Genomic DNA, 18,572 nt, shown 5'->3' with positions numbered 1-18,572 from the left:
CGGCCGGCCGCGGCTGCCCCGCACCCAGCGGGGCAAGCGGCGGCTGGTGCAGGCGGCCATGCTCGGCTGTGTGCTGGCGCTGACCCCCGCGACCTGGATGCACGCCGTCGCCGACAGCCATGTGCGCACCGTCGCCGAGGTGCCCGCGCAGGACGTGGCCGTGGTCTTCGGCGCCGGGCTGTGGGACGGCAGGCCCACCCCTTATCTGGCGCACCGGCTGGACACGGCGGCCGAGCTGTACCGCGCGGGCAAGGTCAGGGTGGTGCTGGTCACCGGCGACAACAGCCGGGAGGAGTACGACGAGCCCGACGCCATGCGGACGTATCTGACCGAGCGCGGGGTGCCCGACGACCGGGTCGTGAGCGACTACGCCGGGTTCGACACCTGGGACTCCTGTGTCCGGGCGAAGAAGATCTTCGGTGTGGACCGGGCGGTCCTGGTGACCCAGGGCTTCCACATCCGGCGGGCGGTGGCGCTCTGCCGCTCGGCGGGGATCGAGTCGTACGGGGTCGGGGTCGACGAGCCGCACGACTCGACCTGGTACTACGGCGGCGTCCGGGAGATGTTCGCCGCGGGCAAGGCGGCGCTGGATGTGGCGCTGAAGCCCGATCCCCGGTTCCTGGGGGACGAGGAGAAGGGTGTGGCGGAGGCGCTCGCGGCAGCGGGCGGGTGAGACCGGACGACACGGCCGCGCGGACACGCGGGCGGTGGCTCGCGCTGTCCCGGCCCGCGCGCGACAGTGGCTCCATGGGAAACATGGACACGGATGTGGCGACCCTGCTCAGCCGGCACTCCGAGGCCCTCGCGCTCTTCGGGGACCGGGTGCACCGGGTGCGGGACGACCAGTGGGACGACGCGACGCCCTGTACCGAGTGGTCCGTCAGGGATCTGGTCAACCATCTGACCGCCGAGCAACTGTGGGTTCCGGACCTGGTCACGGAGGGGTCGACGGTGGCGGATGTGGGCGACGCCCACGACGGCGACGTGCTCGGGCCGCACCCGCGCGCGGCCTGGGACGCCGCCGCCCGCGCGTCCCGGAAGGCGTTCGCGGCGCCGGGCGCGCCGGCGCGCACGGTGTCGCTCTCGTACGGCGACACCCCGGCCGTCGCCTACTGCGCCCAGATGATCACTGACGCGGTGGTGCACAGCTGGGATCTGTCGCGGGCGATCGGGGCGTCCGAGCGGCTGCCGGACGCCTTGGTCTCGTTCGCGCTGGAGGAGGTCACGCCGTACGCCTCGGCCCTGTCGGAGTCGGGGCTCTTCGCCCCGCCCATCGAGCCCCCGCCGGGCGACAGTCACCAGGCCAGGCTGCTCGCCCTGCTGGGCCGGCGCGCCTGACGGAAGCGCGGGCCCGGCGCGACCGCCCCGCCACCGCCCCCAGCCGAGGCCCCGCCCCGCCACCGCCTCAGCCGACGCCCCGCACCCCCGCCTCCCGCCGGCCGACAAGCCGGCCCCGCCCGCCCGGAGCGCGCCCCTCAGCTCCCGTACTTCCGCACCGCCTTCGCGTCCCGCAGGCTCTGCCCCCACCACGCGAGCTGCTCCAGCATCGCCTTCGCGGCGGCGCCGGGGGCCTCCGGGTCCCGGTGCCGGCCCTCCTCGTCGAAGTGGCCGCGCGGATTGTGGAAGGAGACGGTGTCGCGGATGGTCACCGAGTGCATCTCGGCGAAGACCTGCCGCAACTGCTCGACCGCCCGCAGACCGCCCGACATCCCGCCGTAGGAGACGAACCCGACCGGCTTCACGCGCCACTCGCTGAAGTGCCAGTCGATGAGCGCCTTGATGGAGGCGGGGAAGGAGTGGTTGTACTCGGGGGTGATGACGACGAACGCGTCGGCGGCGGCGAGCCGGGGCGAGATCCGGCCGAGCGAGGCGGCGACGGCGGGGGCCAGATCGCTGGTCATCCCGGTGGGCAGCTCCTCCCGCCCCAGATCGACGACCTCGACGGCGAACTCCGGGTGTGCCCGGGCGTGTTCCAGGAACCACTCGCCGATGACCGGACCGAACCGGCCTTCGCGGTTGCTGGCCAGGATGACGACCAGCTTCAGGGGGGTGGAGGGGACAGGGGTGGTCGGCGGGTTCTCCCGCGTGGTGAGGTCCATGACGAGAAGACTCGTACCTCAACCTAAATTGAGGTCAAGCGCCGGAAGGTCACCCGATCGGTGATACTCCCGCCGCGCCGGCGCCCCTCCTACCGTGGTGGCATGACCTATATAGCCGTCAACGGTGTCACCGCCACGGCCGGGACCCTCGCCATGCCCGCCCTCAACACCTATGGGCACTTCACCGCGATGCAGGTCAGGGACGGCCGGGTGCGTGGGCTCGGACTCCATCTCCAGCGGCTGGACGGCTCGACACGGGAGCTGTACGGAAGCGGACTCGACGGGGAGCGGGTACGGGAGGAGATCCGGCGGGGCCTGAGCGCGGCGGGCGTGTCGGACGGGTCCGTACGGGTGTATGTGTACTGGCCCGAGGGCGATGAGCGGCCCACCCTCATGGTCACCGTGCGCGAGCCGCGCACCATGGAGCCGGCCCCGAAGCGGCTGCTCTCCGTGCCGTACGTCCGCGACCATCCGCACATCAAGCACCTGGGCTCCTTCGGGCAGAACCACGCCCTGGCCGTCGTATCGCGCGCGGGATACGACGAGGCCCTGCTCACCGCGCCGGACGGGACGGTGACCGAGGGCGCGGTCACCAACATCGCCTTCTGGGACGGCACCACGGCGGTCTGGCCCGAGGCTCCCTGTCTGATGGGGATGACCCGGTCGCTGCTGGAGCCCCGGCTGCCCTCGGCCCGGCGCCGGGTCACCCTCGGCGATCTGCCCGGATACTCCGCGGCCTTCCTCACCAATTCCCGGGGGTTCGCCCCCGTCTCCCGGATCGACACGGCGGAACGGACGGTGGAGTACGCCGTCGACCGGGCGCTCATGGCGTCGGTGACCTCGGCGTACGACGCCGTGGAGTGGGACCGCGTCTGACCGGGCCCGGGACGAGGGGGCCGGCCGGGGGGTGAACGGCGCGGAGGCGAACGGCGCGGGGGTGAACGGCCCGGAGGCGAATGGCGCGGAGGCGAACGGCCCGGAGGCGAATGGCGCGGGACAGCCGGCCCGAGGGTGAACGGGTGAACCCGTCACTCATTCAGCACGCCTGCCATCTGATTGGTCATCACCCGCTCTGACCTGCGACAACACTCCCCGTCCAGCGCGACACGCCGAGTGCGCGGAAAAATCTGATGCCCCATCAGCAGGCGTGGGAGGCGCGGTGCGCCTTATCTCTGAGGTGACGTAGTCAGCACCACGCTTTTCGGAGGAACTCCATGCGCACCACCGCCCGACTGTTCATCTCTGCCGGACTGGCGGTCGCCACCATAGGCCTCACGGCCCCCGGAGCGTACGCCGGGGACCCCGAGTCCCTGGAGGTGTTCCCATCCACCGCCGCCCCGGGGGCGACCGTCACCGCGAATACCACCGCCTGCGGCGAGGAGGGCCAGGGCGTCGGAGACGCCCGCTCCCTGGGTGCGGGCGAGTTCCGGATGTCCCCCGGCTCCCACAAGGAGTCCGTGGTGGGGCAGTTCCTGGTCCCGCACGGGGTCCAGGCCGGGGCGTACGGCGTCAGTGTGCGCTGCGCCAACGGCAAACGGGTCACCGGTGAGGTGACCCTGCGCCACCGCGACGGCGAGTCCGCCTCGTACAGCAACAAGAACGAGGGCGAGGAATCGGGCTCGCACGACAGTGGCGGCAACAGCAGTGGCGACAGCAGCGGACACAGCAGCGGCGCCAGTGACCACGGCTCGGGTGGATACGAGGAGAACGACTCGGGCGGGCAGCAGCACCATCAGCAGCCCAGTGGTCATGTACAGACCGGTGTCGGGGGCAGTGTCGCCCCCGACACCGACCGGATGGCGGCGGGGGTGGCCGTACTGGTCGCCGCCGGCGCCGGCGGGACCCTGCTCCTGCGTCGCCGGGCGAGCGGCGCGCAGGGCAGTTGACGGACGGCTCCGAGACCGGCCGTCACCCGCCGTCACCCCGCCCCCGGCGGGCCCACCGCGGCCCGCCGGGGGCGGGGAGACCCATCAGGAGGAGCGATGAGCGGCGACCGGGCCAAGGGCTGGGGCATTGCCGCGGCCGTCTGCGCGGGCCTGTGGCTGGTGCAGAACGGCGCTCAGAACGTCACCCCGCCCATGCCGTCGGCCGCCGAGGCCTTCGCCGCGGGACCGCACGAGCACACCGAGGCGGCGGCCGACCCGCTGCCCCCGTCGGGACCGGTGCGGCTGCGCATCCCGTACATCGATGTGGACACCCCGCTCATGGGCCTCGCACTCGCCCGGGACGGCAGCCTGGAGGTGCCGCCGCCCGATGCCCGCAACCTCGCCGGCTGGTACCGCGACGGGACTCCCCCGGGCTCGAAGGGCACCGCCGTCGTCGCCGGGCACGTCGACAACGCCAAGGGGCCCGCTGTCTTCTACGGGCTCGGCGCGCTCAAGAAGGGCAACCGGATCGAGGTCTCGCGCCAGGACGGGCGTACCGCCGTGTTCACCATCGACGCGATCGAGGTGTACGGGACGGAGGAGTTCCCCGACGCGAAGGTGTACGGGCCCCGGGGGCGGGCCGAGCTGCGGGTGATCACCTGCGGGGGCGGCTTCAGCGAGAAGGGCGGATACCAGGGCAATGTGGTCGCCTTCGCCCATCTCATCGGGGTGCGCGCCGGAGCGGGACCCGAGGCCGGGCCCCCGGTCGCGCCGGAGTCCGCGCCGGGGCCCGGGGCGGCGGCGCTGGACACCGGCCCCGCCGTGGAGAGTGGCTCCCCGGCCTGACGGCTCCTACGCTGAGCGCCCGGACGACGGGCACGGCGAAGGGTCAGGGTGAGGGCGATGGCGGGCTGGCGCACCAGCGACATGGCGGATCAGCACGGACGGACGGCCGTGGTCACCGGCGCCAACAGCGGCATCGGTCTGATCACGGCCCGGGAGCTGGCCCGCAAGGGCGCACGGGTGGTACTCGCCTGTCGCAGCGAGGAGCGCGGCCGGCAGGCGGAGGGGCTGATCAGGGGGGCGGTGCCCAGCGCGGAGGTGGAGTGCCGGCGGCTGGACCTGGGGGATCTGGCGTCGGTGCGCGAGTTCGCGGCGCGCCTTCCGCACGACCGGCTCGATCTGCTGATCAACAACGCCGGGGTGATGGCGCTGCCGCAGGGACGGACCGCCGACGGGTTCGAGACCCAGTTCGGGGTGAACCACCTCGGCCACTTCGCGCTCACCGGGCTGCTGCTGCCGAGACTGCTCGGCACGGCGGGCGCCCGGGTGGTGACGGTCTCCAGCGGGATGCACGCCCTGGCCAATCTGGACATGGGCGACCTCAACAGCGAACGCCACTACCGGCGCTGGATCGCGTACGGCCGGTCCAAGACGGCGAATCTGCTCTTCACCCACGAGCTGGCGCGGCGGCTCGCGGCGGCCGGCTCCGAGGTCGTGGCCGCCGCCGCCCACCCCGGGTACGCCTCCACCAACCTCCAGACCGCCGGGCCGCGCATGGAGGGGCGCCGGGCCGCCGAGCAGGTGGTGCGCCTCGGCAATCTGGTGCTCGCGCAGACCGCGACGGCGGGCGCGCTCCCGACGCTGTACGCGGCGACCGCGCCCGGGGTGCGCCCCGACTCCTTCACCGGCCCGGGCCGGCTCGGCTGGCGCGGCGCCCCCGCGCCCTCCTGGCGGACCGGGTGGACCCGCAGCGATGTGGCGGGCGAGCGGCTGTGGGTGGCGTCGGAGCAGCTCACGGGGGTGGTGTACGAGGGGCTGGCGCCCTGAGCGCCCTGAGCGCCCTGAGCGCCGGGTGGGCCCGGCACCGCCCGGGGAAGCCGCGGGCCCGGCACCGCCCGGGCAGGTCCTAGCGGAGTTCGGACACCTCGAAGACGGCGCGGACGGTGTCCGCCTCGATCCGGTCGGAGAGGTGCTGGAGCATGGCGGAGCCGGTGCCGAGCAGTCCGCGCTCCCGGGATTTGCGGACGCCCCGGTCCAGTTCGTGCCAGAGCAGGGGGTTGCCGGCGAGGGTGCTCGGGTCCACCTCGACCCGGCGGCCCCGGATGTCGGTGAGCACGATGCGCTGGGACACACCGCCCCGACGGGCCGCCCGGGTGAGCAGATCCGTGCTGACACGGCGTTCGCGGAACAGTCCCCGGACGGAGAGCCAGTGGCGGCCCGCCGTCACCCGGGGCGGGAAGAGGACGGCGAAGAGCGTGACCGAGAGGGTGGTCCACAGGGCGGAGCGGGAGCCGTCGAGGGTGCCGCCGGAGAAGTCCATGAGGTGGAGGAGGACTCCGAGGCTGAGCGCGCAGAAGGCGGCGGCCCGGATGTCGCCCACCCACCGCCGGTCCTCCGCGAGCACCGTCTCCCGGCGCTCGGCCCGGGCGAACCCCTCGTCACCGGGGCCGCCGTCACCGAGCAGGAACCCCCCGGGCCCGGTCCGGGTGGCCCCAGCGGGGCTCCCGGCCGCCCCGGCCTCGGCCGGCGCGCCGAACCCGCCGACCCCGCCGACCCCGCCGCCCCCGGCGGCCCGCTCGCCGGGCCCGGCGGACGCTCCCGCCCCGCCCGCGCCACCGCCCGGCACGCACCCGTCCCCCGCACCGGCGGACCCGGCGGACCCACCCCCGCCGGCTGACCCGGCGTCACCGGGTCCCCGGTCAGGGGCGCCCCCGCTCCCCCGCGCCTCGCCGTTCCGGCGCCCACTTCCGCTCTCGCTCTCCATGGGGGGACGGTAGGGCCGCGCGGCCCCCGCTGTCCGCCTGTCGGGAGAACCGCTGACGGGTTCTCTACGCGGGGCGTCAAAGTCGTGTGAAGACCGGGCGCACCGGCGCATGGAACATGACAAAACGGCACGGCGGGCGGCGGGCGCCCCGGCACGCTGGGGCTGCCGTTGGCCGGCTCGGCCGTCGGGGCGCGGGCCGGCGCACACTTCCGGGCCCACCACCGGAGGTTCCCCGTCACGATGACCACTCTCCCCACGCGCCCCGGCGGACCAGGCACACCCGGCGGACCCAACACACCCCGCACACCCAGCACACCCAGCACATCGGGCGCCTCCGCCGCACCGGACGCGTCCAGCACACCCGGCGCCCCCAGCGCGTCCAGCACCCCCGGGGCGTCCAGCACCCCCAGCACCCCCGGCCCGCCGCGCGGCAGAGCGACCGCACGGCCCCCCGGGCCCGACGGTGACGGCGGCGGTGAGCGGCACCGGCTGACCTCGCTCCAGGGCCTGGCCGCGCTCTCCCTGGACGCCATGGCCTCGGTGGCGTACGGCCCCGAGGCCATCGTCCTGGTCCTCGCGGCGGCGGGCGCCGCCGGGCTCGGCCACACCCTGCCCGTCACCCTCGCCATCGCCGCCCTGCTGACGGTCCTCGTCGCCTCCTACCGCCAGGTCATCGCCGCCTTCCCGGACGGCGGCGGCTCCTACGCCGTCGCCCGCGCCCATCTGGGCCGCCGCACCGGGCTGGTCGCCGCCGCCTCGCTGATCCTCGACTACGTACTGAACGTGGCGGTCTCCGTCACGGCGGGCGTGGCCGCGCTGACCTCGGCCTTCCCCGAGCTGTACGACGACCGGCTGGTGCTCTGCCTCGGTGTGCTGGTGCTGGTCACGGGGGTGAATCTGCGCGGCATCGTCGACTCGGCGAAGGCCTTCATCGTGCCCACCGCCGTCTTCGTCGGCTCGATCCTCACCGTGATCGTGGCCGGGCTCCTCCGGGACACCCCGGCGTCCACGGAGGCCGCGGCCGGGCACGCGTCCGTGCTCGGCGACAGCGCCACCACCGTCGGCGCGCTCCTCCTGCTGAAGGCGTTCGCGTCCGGCTGCTCCGCGCTGACCGGGGTGGAGGCGGTCGCCAACGCCGTACCGTCCTTCCGCGCACCGGCCGTCCGGCGCGCCCAGCGCACCGAGGTCGCCCTCGGCGCGCTGCTCGGGGTGATGCTGATCGGCCTCTCCGTGCTCATCGGCCGCTTCCATCTCCAGCCGGTGGAGGGCGTGACCGTCCTCGCCCAGCTCGCGGACGCCTCCCTCGGCCACAACTGGGGTTTCTATGTCGTCCAGTTCGCCACCGTCGTCCTGCTGGCGCTCGCCGCCAACACCTCCTTCGGCGGGCTGCCGGTGCTGATGTCGCTGCTCGCCCGCGACAACTACCTCCCGCATGTCTTCCGGCTGAAGGCCGACCGGGAGGTGCACCGCCACGGCGTGGTCGCCCTGGGCGCCGTCGCGGCCCTGCTGCTGTTCTTCTCCGGCGGCGACACCAACACCCTGGTGCCGCTCTTCGCGATCGGGGTGTTCGTGGGCTTCACCATCTGCCAGACCGGCATGGTGGTCCACTGGCGGGCGCACCGCTCCCCCGGGTGGCGGCGCAGGGCCGTGCTCAACGGTCTGGGAGCGGTGCTCACGGGGGTGAGCGCGGTCGTGGTCGCCGCCACCAAGTTCACCGAGGGCGCCTGGCTGGTGGTGATCGCGCTGCCGGTGCTGGTGCTGCTCTTCGAGCGGGTGCACGGGGCGTACGGGCGGATCGACGAGGGCATCGGCCTGGGCCGGGTGCCGGAGGCCCCGCACCGGGACCGGTCGCTGGTGATCGTTCCCGTATCGCATCTGTCCCGGCTGACCTGCGAGGCGGTGAACGCGGCCGTGTCGCTGGGCGACGAGGTGCGGGCGGTGACGGTGACCCATCAGGACGCGGAGGGCCGGGCGGAGTCCCGGGCGCTGCGCCGGGACTGGGAGCGGTGGAACCCGGGGGTCGAGCTGGTGGAGCTGAACGCGGAGCACCGGACGATAGGGCGGCCGGTGTCGGAGTATGTCCGCCGCATCCACCGCTACCACCCGGGGACCCGGGTCACGGTGCTGATCGCGGAGGTGGAGCCCCGCCGGCTGTGGCAGCGGCTGCTCCAGAACCAGCGCGGGGCGGTGCTGGCGCACGCGGTCCGCCGGGACACGGACGCGGTGATCTGCCGGTTGCGCTTCCGGCTCCCCGATACTGGGCGGGCGCCGAACCTCCGGAACCGCTAGGACCTCCCGGTATTCCCCGGGGTCCGGGCCGTACGGGTCCATCCGGGTTGACGCACCGTCAACCCGGCGCCCTCCGGGTTCCCTCGTCGCGCGGCCCCGCGCCGCCGCCCGGCGGTGCGGGCTGTCACCGACGCATGGAGCGGCACATGGAACGCTGGAGCGAACGGCGGATCGAACGGCGGGGCTTTCTGCGCACGGCGGTGATCGGCGCCTCGGCGTCCGCCGCGTTCGGCGGCTCGCTGTGGCGGGGCGCGGCCCACGCGGACCCGGCGCAGCCCGGCCCCGGCCCGTACGGCGCGCTGCTCCCGGCGGACGCGCGGGGCATCGCGCTGCCGAGCGGGTTCGGCAGCCGGGTGATCGCGCGCTCGGGGGAGCCGGTCGCGGGCACCTCGTACCGCTGGCACAGCGCCCCGGACGGCGGCGCGTGCTTCGCGGACGGCACCGGGTGGATCTATGTCTCCAACTCGGAGATCAACCCCTCGGGCGGGGCGAGCGCGGTGGTCCTCTCGGCGTCGGGTGAGATCACCGGCGCGTACCGCATCCTCTCCGGCACCCGGCAGAACTGCGCGGGCGGGCGGACGCCGTGGAACACCTGGCTCTCCTGCGAGGAGGTCGGGCGCGGCCATGTGTACGAGACCGATCCCTGGGGGGTCGCGGCGGCGGTGCGGCGGGACGCGATGGGCCGGTTCAAGCACGAGGCGGCGGCGGCCGACCCCGTACGGCGGGTGGTGTATCTGACGGAGGACGAGCCCGACGGCTGTCTGTACCGCTTCGTCCCCACCGTCTGGGGTTCGCTCGCCACCGGCACGCTCCAGGTGCTGATCGCGTCCACCGCCACCTCGGGCCGGTTCACCTGGGCGGATGTCCCCGATCCGGCGGCGGTGGACACCCCGACGCGCCGGCAGGTCGCGGGGGCCAAGCGGTTCAGCGGCGGCGAGGGGTGTCACTATGCCGATGACACGGTCTGGTTCACCACCAAGGGGGACAACCGGGTCTGGGAGCTGGACGCGGCGGACGGCACCTATGGGCTGGCGTACGACGACTCCCTGGTCGAGACGGGCGGGACGCCGCTCACGGGGGTCGACAATGTCACCGGCAGCGCGTCGGGCGATCTGTTCGTGGCGGAGGACGGCGGCACCATGGACATCTGTGTGATCACGCGGGAGGGCGAGGTGGCGACCTTTCTGCGGGTCGAGGGGCAGTCGTCGTCGGAGATCACCGGCCCGGCGTTCTCCCCGGACGGCTCCCGGCTGTACTTCTCCAGCCAGTACGGTACGAGCGGTTCGGCGGCGGGTGGCATCACCTATGAGGTGACCGGCCCCTTCCGGTCGTAGCCACCCGGCGGCGTCCACGGCGCGGGCCGGGCCCGCCGGTACGGCATCCGTCGGCCGGTACGGGGCCGGTCCTGATCCTGGTCGTGGCCCCGGTCCTGGCCCCGGTCCTGATCCTGGCCCTGGTCGTGGCCCTGGTCGTGATCGCGGTCGTGATCGCGGCCGGTCAGCCGGTGGCCTCGGCCGGGGCGCCGCCCCGGAGCAGGGCCGCGCCCAGCGGGGTCAGGGTGTGGAGCACGGCGTTGCCGTGGCGCAGCGTCAGCACCAGGCCCGCTTCCCTGAGCACGGCGGCGTGCTGGCTGGCGGAGGCGAGCGAGACCCCGGCTCTGCGGGCGAGTTCGCTGGTGGTGCAGCCGTAGCGGATGGCCTGGAGGACGGCGGAGCGGGTGTGGCCCACCAGCCGGCCGAGGGAGGGGCCCAGCGCGGTGCCGGCGCTCTCCCCGAAGGCGGGCTCGGGGCTGTGGGCGGCGGGGTAGACGAGGACCGGCGGGAGGCTGGGGTCCCGGTAGACGACCGGGGTGCCCCGGCAGAAGAACGAGGGCTGGAGCAGCAGCCCCCGGCCGTCCAGGGTCACTTCGCGGTCGACCGGGTAGTCCGACTCCAGGACGGGGGCCCGCCAGCGCAGCACGGGCGGGAGCGAGCCGAGCAGTTCGGCCGTGCCGCCGTCGAGCAGCGCCCGGCCCCGCACCGCGCGGTCGGCCTCGACCCGGGCCTGGATGTGGGCCCAGTACGGCTCGATGGCGGCGCGGTGATAGCTGCGCAGTACGGAGAGGAGCCGGGCGAGGGGTTCGGCGCGGCCCTCGGCGAGTCCGGCGAGCCGCCCGGCCCGTTCGGCGGCGCGCTCGGCGGGCCGTTCGGTCGTTCGGTCGGATTTCTGTTCCGGGGTGGTTCCGGCGGCGGCCGTCACAAGGGCCAGTTCGGAATGGAGGCGCCCGGGGGCGGTCCCCCGGATCGCCTCAAGTCCCGCCTCCAGCCCGCCGCTGCCCTCGCGCGGAGTGAGAAAGTCCGGGAAATATCCCCGGGGCGGCACCAGAGCGGAGAGCAGGCTTGTTTCACCATTCAACCGCGTTCGGGTTTCCGTCCGCCATTCGCCGAACATCTGAGCGCGGCGGCGCTCTCTCAATCGATGAAAACTGAGAATCGTTTCCCACAGCGCATCCGGCCTTGTGGCCATTCTCACTCTGGCCAGGTCATCGCCGGTGAAATGGATACGCAGCACTGAACCGAACCCCCACTGTTGCACCCGCAATCGCCCCGATCACTGAGTATGCACGTCATCACAGGCGGTTACCACGGAGTTTCAGCCAGAGTTGAAATGTCTCGCCCGAGTTGGGTGCGAACCGAAAGGCTGTACGGCGTCGGGCAGGTTCCTTCTGTCTCCGATGGATGAGCGAAGACCGTGGGGGGCTTCGCACATCCGGCGGCGGGTGACAGAAGGTGCGGCTCCCTGTTCGGCTGGGGTAATGGGGCGCGGCCCGTGGATGGGGATCTACAGGCCGCGCCCCGCCCTCCGTTTCTCAGGCGAACGACAGAATTTACGGCTCCGTCAAGATCGGTCTCACTGGCGTACGGTTCGTATCAAGACCCTATTCACCAAGGTCTTTACGGAAGTACCGAAAGAAACCGAAGGGCACTGCGGCCCCGGGCGCAACAGCCGCCGCCGCGGGGCCTGTTGAGGACCTAGCGCGTGCCGGTCCCGTCACCCTTCGGGGCCAGTGCCGCCGCGCGCCCCGCCTCCAGCCGCGCCACCGGGATGCGGAACGGCGAGCAGGAGACGTAGTCGAGCCCCACCTCGTGGAAGAAGTGCACGGACTCCGGGTCACCGCCGTGCTCCCCGCAGACCCCCAGCTTCAGATCGGGGCGGGTCGCCCGCCCGTCCGCCACCGCGCTCCGCACCAGCGAGCCGACGCCGTCGCGGTCGATGGTCTCGAAGGGCGAGACACCGAAGATGCCCTTCTCCAGGTAGGCGGTGAAGAAGCTCGCCTCCACATCGTCCCGGGAGAAGCCCCAGACCGTCTGCGTGAGGTCGTTGGTGCCGAAGCTGAAGAACTCGGCGGCCTCGGCGATCTGTCCGGCGGTCAGCGCGGCACGCGGCAGCTCGATCATGGTGCCGAGCGCGAGCTTCAGCTCGACCCCGGTGGCGGCCCGCACCTCCGCGATGACCTGCTCGGCCTCGTCCCGGACGATCTCCAGCTCCTGGACGGTGCCCACCAGCGGGATCATGATCTCGGCGCGCGGGTCGCCCTTGGCGTCCTTGCGGGCCGCGGCGGCCTCGGCGATGGCCCGGACCTGCATGGCGAAGAGACCGGGGATGACCAGACCGAGCCGTACGCCCCGCAGGCCCAGCATGGGGTTCTGCTCGTGCAGCCGGTGGACGGCCTGGAGGAGGCGGAGATCGTTCTCGTTGTGGTCCTTGCGGGACTCGGCGAGGGCCACCCGCACCGACAGCTCGGTGATGTCCGGGAGGAACTCGTGCAGCGGCGGGTCGAGCAGCCGGATCGTCACCGGCAGTCCGTCCATCGCCTCGAACAGCTCGATGAAGTCCTTCTTCTGGAGCGGCAGGAGCTGCTCCAGCGCGGTGGTGCGCTCGTCGTCGGTGTCGGCGAGGATCAGCTTCTCGACCATCTCGCGGCGCTCGCCGAGGAACATGTGCTCGGTGCGGCAGAGCCCGATGCCCTGGGCGCCGAACCGCCGGGCGCGCAGGGCGTCCTCGGCGTTGTCGGCGTTGGCGCGCACCCGCAGCCGGCGCACCCGGTCGGCGTACGACATGATCCGGTGGACGGCGCCGACCAGCTCGTCGGCGTCGTCGGCGCCCGCGTGCATCCGGCCCTCGAAGTACTCGACGACCGGGGACGGCACGACCGGCACCTCGCCGAGGTAGACCTTGCCGGTGGAGCCGTCGATGGAGACGACGTCCCCCTCCTCGATGACGGTGGTGCCGGCGGTCATCCGGCGCCGCTTGGTGTCGACCTCCAGCTCCTCCGCGCCGCAGACACAGGTCTTGCCCATGCCCCGGGCGACGACGGCCGCGTGGGAGGTCTTGCCGCCGCGCGAGGTGAGGATGCCCTCGGCGGCGATCATCCCGTCGAGGTCGTCGGGGTTGGTCTCGCGGCGGATGAGGATGACCTTCTCGCCGGAGCGGGACCACTTGATGGCGGTGTACGAGTCGAAGACGGCCTTGCCGACGGCGGCGCCGGGCGAGGCGGCGATGCCCCGGCCGAGCAGCTCGGCCCGGGCCGCCTCGTCGAAGCGGGGGAACATCAGCTGGGCGAGCTGGGCGCCGGTGACCCGCTGGAGGGCCTCGGCCTCGTCGATCAGGCCCTGGTCGACGAGTTGGGTGGCGATCCGGAAGGCGGCGCCCGCGGTCCGCTTGCCGACCCGGGTCTGGAGCATCCAGAGCTGCCCGCGCTCGATGGTGAACTCGATGTCGCAGAGGTCCTGGTAGTGGTTCTCCAGGGTCTCCATGATCTGCATCAGCCGGTCGTACGAGACCTTGTCGATCTTCTCCAGATCGGCGAGGGGCACGGTGTTGCGGATGCCCGCGACGACGTCCTCACCCTGGGCGTTCTGGAGGTAGTCGCCGTAGACGCCCTGCTGGCCGCTGGCCGGGTCGCGGGTGAAGGCGACCCCGGTGCCGGAGTCGGGGCCGAGGTTGCCGAAGACCATGGAGCAGATGTTGACGGCGGTGCCGAGGTCGCCGGGGATGCGCTCCTGGCGGCGGTAGAGCTTGGCGCGGTCGCCGTTCCAGGAGTCGAAGACCGCGGTGACGGCCAGGTCCATCTGCTCGCGCGGGTCCTGCGGGAAGTCCCGCCCCGCCCGGGACTTGACGATCTTCTTGAACTGCTTGACCAGTGCCTTCAGATCGGCCGCGTCCAGATCGGTGTCGACGCTGACCTTCTTGGCCTCCTTGGTGGCATCGAGTGCCTCCTCGAAGAGGTCGCCTTCGACGCCGAGGACGGTCTTGCCGAACATCTGGATGAGCCGGCGGTAGGAGTCCCAGGCGAAGCGCTCATCGCCGGACTGCTCGGCGAGGCCGGCCACGGAGGCGTCGGAGAGGCCGATGTTGAGGACGGTGTCCATCATGCCGGGCATGGAGAACTTGGCGCCCGAGCGCACCGAGACCAGCAGCGGGTCGTCCGCCTGGCCCAGCTTCTTGCCCATGCGGCGCTCCAGCGCTTCGAGGTGCGCACTCACCTCGTCGCGCAGGGCGGCGGGCTCCGCGCCGCTCTCCAGGTAGACCTTGCAGGCCTCGGTGGTGATGGTGAAGCCCGGAGGGACGGGCAGCCGGAGGTTGGTCATCTCGGCGAGGTTCGCACCCTTCCCGCCGAGGAGATCCTTGAGGTCCCTGTTGCCCTCGGTGAAGTCGTAGACGAACTTCTGGTCCGGCTGAACGTTCTTTTCCGACACGTCTCTCGACTCCTCAAGAGGCTCGGTGGCTGCCCTGACGGCGAGGAACATACCCAGATCAAAGGCGTCTGGGTACGTCCACCTGGTCGTCATGGGGCCGTAACCACCCGTCCGCCAGCGGATCGAAAGGCGACCGGGGAGCGCCCGGGCGGCCTTCGCCGCTTCAAGGCTTGAATCCATGCCCACCCAAGGCGACGGTGACGGGGGCCGGTGCGACGCACGGTGACGAGTGGGGAGCCGGGTGTTGAGGGAGTGAAGCCACGAAGGGTGGCACTCCGTGCCACCCTTCCGAGAGATGCAGTCGCCACTATTTCGCTCATCTGAGCGGCACCCCTATCAGGGGTGGCGAGAATCACGCGCCCGAAGGACCCGCCGGTCCACCATCCGGACCGGGTGGAGCACGCCGAGCGGTGCAGGGGGGGAGGGTGCGGGGGGCGGGGCGGTCAGCCGCCGGAGGTGTCCAGTTCGGCCTCGGCGCTCACGGCGGAGCAGTCGTACGGGTCCTTGAGCCAGCCGTCCGGGAGCACCACCCGGTTGTTCCCGGAGGTGCGCCCGCGCGGGCCGTCCGCGCCGGCGGGCCAGGGCTGGTCCAGGTCGAGCAGCGCGAGCCGCTCGTCCAGCTCGGCGAGCGAGGAGGTGACCGCGAGCCGCTTGCGCATCTCGGAGCCGACCGCGAAGCCCTTGAGGTACCAGGCCACGTGCTTACGGAAGTCGATCACTCCGCGCGCCTCGTCGCCGATCCACTCGCCGAGCAGCTCGGCGTGGCGGCGCATCACCCCGGCGACCTCCCGCAGGGTGGGCGCGGCGGCGCCGCCCGTTCCCTCGAAGGCCGAGACGAGATCGCCGAAGAGCCAGGGCCGTCCGAGACAGCCGCGCCCCACGACCACACCGTCGCAGCCGGTCTCCCGCACCATCCGCAGCGCGTCGTCGGCCGACCAGATGTCGCCGTTGCCCAGCACCGGGATTTCCGGGACGTGCTCCTTCAGCCGGGCGATGGCGTCCCAGTCCGCCGTGCCGCCGTAGTGCTGGGCGGCGGTGCGGCCGTGCAGCGCGATGGCGGTGACACCCTCCTCGACGGCGATCCGGCCGGCGTCGAGATAGGTGATGTGGTCGTCGTCGATGCCCTTGCGCATCTTCATGGTGACCGGGAGGTCCCCGGCGTTGGAGACGGCCTCGTGGAGGATCGCCCGCAGCAGGGGCCGCTTGTACGGGAGGGCGGAGCCGCCGCCCTTGCGGGTGACCTTGGGGACCGGGCAGCCGAAGTTCAGATCGATGTGGTCGGCGAGCCCCTCGTCCACGATCATGCGGACCGCCTTGCCGACGGTGACCGGGTCCACACCGTAGAGCTGGATGGAGCGGGGGGTCTCGTGGGCGTCGAAATGGATCAGCTGCATGGTCTTGTCATTGCGCTCGACCAGCGCCCGCGTGGTGATCATCTCGCTGACGAAGAGCCCCTTGGACCCCGCGTCGGCCCCCCGCGCGGGCACCCCTCCGAACCCCCGGACCCCCTCGGCGAACTCCCGGCAGAGGGTGCGGAAGGGGGCGTTGGTGATGCCGGCCATGGGGGCGAGGATGACGGGGGGCTGGACGGTGTGGGGGCCGATGGAGAGGGGGGACGCGGGGGCGAGCGTGGTCATTCCTTCATTGTCCCGCATCCCCTGCGGTGGGTGCGCCCCTCCCGGGGGGGGTGCCTCACGGTGCGCCCCCGCAGGATGCGGGCCCCTGTGCCCCGGGGTCCGTCCTCAATCGCCGGACGGGCTGAATTTGCTCGGGTTGCCCATGACACTGGAGGCACCCCCAGACGCGCTGAGCAGACCCCCCGGCGATTGAGCAGCACCACCCCGGCCCCTCCGGCGACTGAGCAGCACCACCCCAGCCCCTCCGGCGACTGAGGAGCACCACCCCAGCCCCTCCGGCGACTGAGCAGCACCACCCCAGCCCCTCCGGCGACTGAGGAGCACCACCCCAGCCCCTCCGGCGATTGAGGAGCGGGGGTTCGGGGGCCGGCCCCCGACCGTGGCCCGCACAGTGCGGGGCTCCCGTGGCACAGGGTCCGTCCTCAAACGCCGGACGGGCTGAATTTGCTCGGGCCACCCCCGGAGCGGGGTCCGTCCTCAAACTCCCCCAGAGCTGCCTCCGGGAGGTGCCCCCGGACGGGCTGAAATCGCTCGGGTTGCCCATGGCTCCGGGGGAGATTGAGGCGTGGAGGGGCGGGGGCGGCTCGCGGCCGGGGGGTGCGAGGGGAGGCGGGGGGTCGTACTGTCCAGGCATGTCCGAGCCAGCCCCCCGGCGGCGCCTCCTGATCCTGGCGATCTGCTGCACCTCCCTCCTGATCGTCAGCCTCGACAACACCATCCTCAACGTCGCCCTCCCCTCCATCGGCCACGACCTCCACGCCTCCGTCTCCGGCCTCCAATGGACCATCGACGCCTACACCCTCGTCCTGGCCTCCCTCCTGATGCTCTCGGGCTCCACCGCCGACCGCATCGGACGGCGCAAGGTCTTCATGGCCGGCCTGATCCTCTTCACCCTCGGCTCGCTGCTCTGCTCCCTCGCCCCCACCCTGGAGTCCCTCGTCGTCTTCCGGATGATCCAGGCGATCGGCGGCTCCATGCTCAACCCGGTCGCCATGTCGATCATCACCAACACCTTCACCGACCCGGGCGAACGGGCCCGTGCCATCGGGATCTGGGGCGGGGTGGTCGGGATCTCGATGGCGGCGGGGCCGATCGTGGGCGGGCTGCTGGTCGACACCATCGGCTGGCGCTCCATCTTCTGGGTCAATCTGCCCGTCGGTATCGGCGCCCTCCTGCTGACCTGGCGCTACATCCCCGAGTCCAAGGCGCCCAGACCCCGCCGCGCCGACCCGGTGGGGCAGCTGCTGATCATCGCCCTGCTGGGCTCCCTCACCTACGCGATCATCGAGACCGACCCCGTCTTCGGCGCGATCGCGCTGATCGCCCTGGCGGGCGTGGTGGTGTACGAGCCCCGGCGCCGCGAACCCCTCATCGATCTGCGCTTCTTCCGCAGCGCGCCCTTCAGCGGGGCCACGGTCATCGCGATCAGCGCCTTCGCCGCGCTCGCCGGGTTCCTCTTTCTGAACACCCTGTATCTGCAGAACGCGCGCGGCTACTCCGCGCTGCACGCCGGTCTCTACATGCTGCCCATGGCCACGATGGCCCTGGTCTGCGCGCCGCTGTCGGGGCGGATGGTGGCCGGCCGGGGCCCCCGGCTGCCGCTGCTGATCGCGGGCGTCACGATGGGGGCCTGCGGGGTGCTCTTCGCGGCCTTCGAGGCGGAGACCTCGGATGTGCTGCTCTTCACCGGCTATGTGCTCTTCGGGATCGGCTTCGGGCTGGTGAACACCCCGATCACCAATACGGCCGTCTCCGGGATGCCGCGCGCCCAGGCGGGGGTCGCCGCCGCCGTCGCCTCCACCAGCCGGCAGATCGGGCAGACGCTGGGCGTCGCGGTGATCGGCACGGTCCTGGCGGCCGGTGTCACGGTCGGCGCCACCGGCCCCGGGTACGCGGACGCCTTTGTGGCGGCCTCACGGCCCGCCTGGTGGATCATCGCCGGGTGCGGGCTCTCCGTGCTGGTGGTGGGCGCGCTCACCAGCGGCGCCTGGGCCCGGCGCACCGCCTCGCGGTGCGCCGGGCGGCTGGCGGAGCCCGCCGAACCCGCCGGGGCCGAGACCTCCCGGCCCGGCGGGCGCCCGGGCTAGGGAGTTTCTTTCGGATCGGGCCGGATCGGTGAGCGGGGTCCGGTGCCGTGGATCGCGAGGCGGAGGAGGGAGCCCACGCGGAGCGCCGGC

14 protein-coding genes are annotated in these 18,572 nt (G+C 72.7%); 9 read left to right on the top strand and 5 right to left on the bottom strand.

The genetic code is table 11. The features are described from left to right. The first annotated feature begins 58 nt into the window (after positions 1–58). Together ABT122_RS10660 and ABT122_RS10655 are read left to right on the top strand one after the other, a co-directional pair. Positions 59–673: a SanA/YdcF family protein gene (locus ABT122_RS10660; RefSeq protein ID WP_351548667.1), complete on the top strand. Its 615-nt coding sequence runs from the start codon at positions 59–61 to the stop codon at positions 671–673. 83 nt (positions 674–756) lie between these two features. Further along, positions 757–1,338: a TIGR03086 family metal-binding protein gene (locus ABT122_RS10655; protein ID WP_351548664.1), complete on the top strand. Its 582-nt coding sequence runs from the start codon at positions 757–759 to the stop codon at positions 1,336–1,338. Between the two features lie 137 nt (positions 1,339–1,475). Here ABT122_RS10655 and ABT122_RS10650 read toward each other — a convergent pair whose 3' ends face one another. Then, positions 1,476–2,099 carry an NADPH-dependent FMN reductase gene (locus tag ABT122_RS10650; protein ID WP_351548468.1) on the bottom strand — a complete coding sequence of 208 codons (624 nt, stop codon included), beginning with the start codon at positions 2,097–2,099 and terminating at the stop codon, positions 1,476–1,478. 102 nt (positions 2,100–2,201) lie between these two features. Here ABT122_RS10650 and ABT122_RS10645 point away from each other — a divergent pair, with 102 nt between their 5' ends. From ABT122_RS10645 to ABT122_RS10630, 4 genes are all read left to right on the top strand, one after another. Then, positions 2,202–2,975, top strand: a complete 774-nt coding sequence (locus ABT122_RS10645; RefSeq protein WP_351548465.1) for an aminotransferase class IV — start codon at positions 2,202–2,204, stop codon at positions 2,973–2,975. A gap of 338 nt (positions 2,976–3,313) precedes the next feature. Next, a complete protein-coding gene (locus ABT122_RS10640; RefSeq protein ID WP_351548463.1) occupies positions 3,314–3,985 on the top strand; it encodes a GVDTG sorting domain-containing protein in 672 nt (223 codons plus the stop codon). Positions 3,986–4,081: 96 nt separating this feature from the next. Further along, the gene (locus tag ABT122_RS10635; RefSeq protein WP_502976128.1) at positions 4,082–4,810 is read left to right on the top strand and encodes a class F sortase; all 729 of its coding nucleotides are present in this window, start codon (positions 4,082–4,084) and stop codon (positions 4,808–4,810) included. A 57-nt stretch (positions 4,811–4,867) separates the two neighbouring features. After that, positions 4,868–5,794 (top strand): oxidoreductase, encoded by a 927-nt coding sequence (locus ABT122_RS10630; RefSeq protein WP_351548460.1) that lies wholly within the window; start codon positions 4,868–4,870, stop codon positions 5,792–5,794. Between the two features lie 79 nt (positions 5,795–5,873). On the opposite strand, the gene ABT122_RS10625 is transcribed toward ABT122_RS10630, so the two are convergent. Continuing rightward, a complete protein-coding gene (locus ABT122_RS10625) occupies positions 5,874–6,593 on the bottom strand; it encodes a hypothetical protein (RefSeq protein ID WP_351548458.1) in 720 nt (239 codons plus the stop codon). 378 nt (positions 6,594–6,971) lie between these two features. On the opposite strand from ABT122_RS10625, the gene ABT122_RS10620 reads away from it, so the two are divergent. Both ABT122_RS10620 and ABT122_RS10615 read left to right on the top strand, forming a co-directional pair. Then, positions 6,972–9,020 (top strand): APC family permease, encoded by a 2,049-nt coding sequence (locus ABT122_RS10620; RefSeq protein WP_351548455.1) that lies wholly within the window; start codon positions 6,972–6,974, stop codon positions 9,018–9,020. A gap of 170 nt (positions 9,021–9,190) precedes the next feature. Next, entirely contained in the window at positions 9,191–10,354 is a 1,164-nt protein-coding gene (locus tag ABT122_RS10615; protein WP_351548661.1) for an alkaline phosphatase PhoX, read from the top strand. Between the two features lie 163 nt (positions 10,355–10,517). Here the strand turns inward: ABT122_RS10615 and ABT122_RS10610 are convergent, their stop codons facing one another. From ABT122_RS10610 to dusB, 3 genes are all read right to left on the bottom strand, one after another. Then, positions 10,518–11,570 (bottom strand): ArsR/SmtB family transcription factor, encoded by a 1,053-nt coding sequence (locus tag ABT122_RS10610; protein ID WP_351548452.1) that lies wholly within the window; start codon positions 11,568–11,570, stop codon positions 10,518–10,520. A 461-nt stretch (positions 11,571–12,031) separates the two neighbouring features. Then, on the bottom strand, positions 12,032–14,851 hold the full coding sequence (gene ppdK / locus ABT122_RS10605) for a pyruvate, phosphate dikinase (protein WP_451069350.1): 2,820 nt from the start codon (positions 14,849–14,851) through the stop codon (positions 12,032–12,034). A gap of 350 nt (positions 14,852–15,201) precedes the next feature. Beyond that, the gene (gene dusB, locus ABT122_RS10600; RefSeq protein ID WP_351548448.1) at positions 15,202–16,395 is read right to left on the bottom strand and encodes a tRNA dihydrouridine synthase DusB; all 1,194 of its coding nucleotides are present in this window, start codon (positions 16,393–16,395) and stop codon (positions 15,202–15,204) included. 632 nt (positions 16,396–17,027) lie between these two features. Between dusB and ABT122_RS10595 the strand changes: the two genes are divergently transcribed. Beyond that, the gene (locus ABT122_RS10595) at positions 17,028–18,482 is read left to right on the top strand and encodes an MFS transporter (RefSeq protein WP_351548445.1); all 1,455 of its coding nucleotides are present in this window, start codon (positions 17,028–17,030) and stop codon (positions 18,480–18,482) included. The last annotated feature ends 90 nt before the right edge of the window (positions 18,483–18,572 follow it).

Source organism: Streptomyces sp. NPDC001985 (assembly GCF_040296845.1).
GTDB lineage: Bacteria > Actinomycetota > Actinomycetes > Streptomycetales > Streptomycetaceae > Streptomyces.
The sequence above is the reverse complement of the archived record's forward strand: the minus strand, read 5'-3'. Positions and strand labels throughout refer to the sequence as shown.

Bases quoted from the DNA above. Each gene is read 5' to 3' on its own strand.
- ABT122_RS10640 (WP_351548463.1), top strand. From the start codon at position 3,314: ATGCGCACCACCGCCCGACTGTTCATCTCTGCCGGACTGGCGGTCGCC.
- ABT122_RS10660 (WP_351548667.1), top strand. From the start codon at position 59: ATGCTCGGCTGTGTGCTGGCGCTGACCCCCGCGACCTGGATGCACGCC.
- ABT122_RS10645 (WP_351548465.1), top strand. From the start codon at position 2,202: ATGACCTATATAGCCGTCAACGGTGTCACCGCCACGGCCGGGACCCTC.
- ppdK (WP_451069350.1), bottom strand. From the start codon at position 14,851: ATGACGACCAGGTGGACGTACCCAGACGCCTTTGATCTGGGTATGTTC.
- ABT122_RS10620 (WP_351548455.1), top strand. From the start codon at position 6,972: ATGACCACTCTCCCCACGCGCCCCGGCGGACCAGGCACACCCGGCGGA.
- ABT122_RS10655 (WP_351548664.1), top strand. From the start codon at position 757: ATGGACACGGATGTGGCGACCCTGCTCAGCCGGCACTCCGAGGCCCTC.
- ABT122_RS10630 (WP_351548460.1), top strand. From the start codon at position 4,868: ATGGCGGGCTGGCGCACCAGCGACATGGCGGATCAGCACGGACGGACG.
- ABT122_RS10650 (WP_351548468.1), bottom strand. From the start codon at position 2,099: ATGGACCTCACCACGCGGGAGAACCCGCCGACCACCCCTGTCCCCTCC.
- dusB (WP_351548448.1), bottom strand. From the start codon at position 16,395: ATGACCACGCTCGCCCCCGCGTCCCCCCTCTCCATCGGCCCCCACACC.
- ABT122_RS10595 (WP_351548445.1), top strand. From the start codon at position 17,028: ATGTCCGAGCCAGCCCCCCGGCGGCGCCTCCTGATCCTGGCGATCTGC.
- ABT122_RS10635 (WP_502976128.1), top strand. From the start codon at position 4,082: ATGAGCGGCGACCGGGCCAAGGGCTGGGGCATTGCCGCGGCCGTCTGC.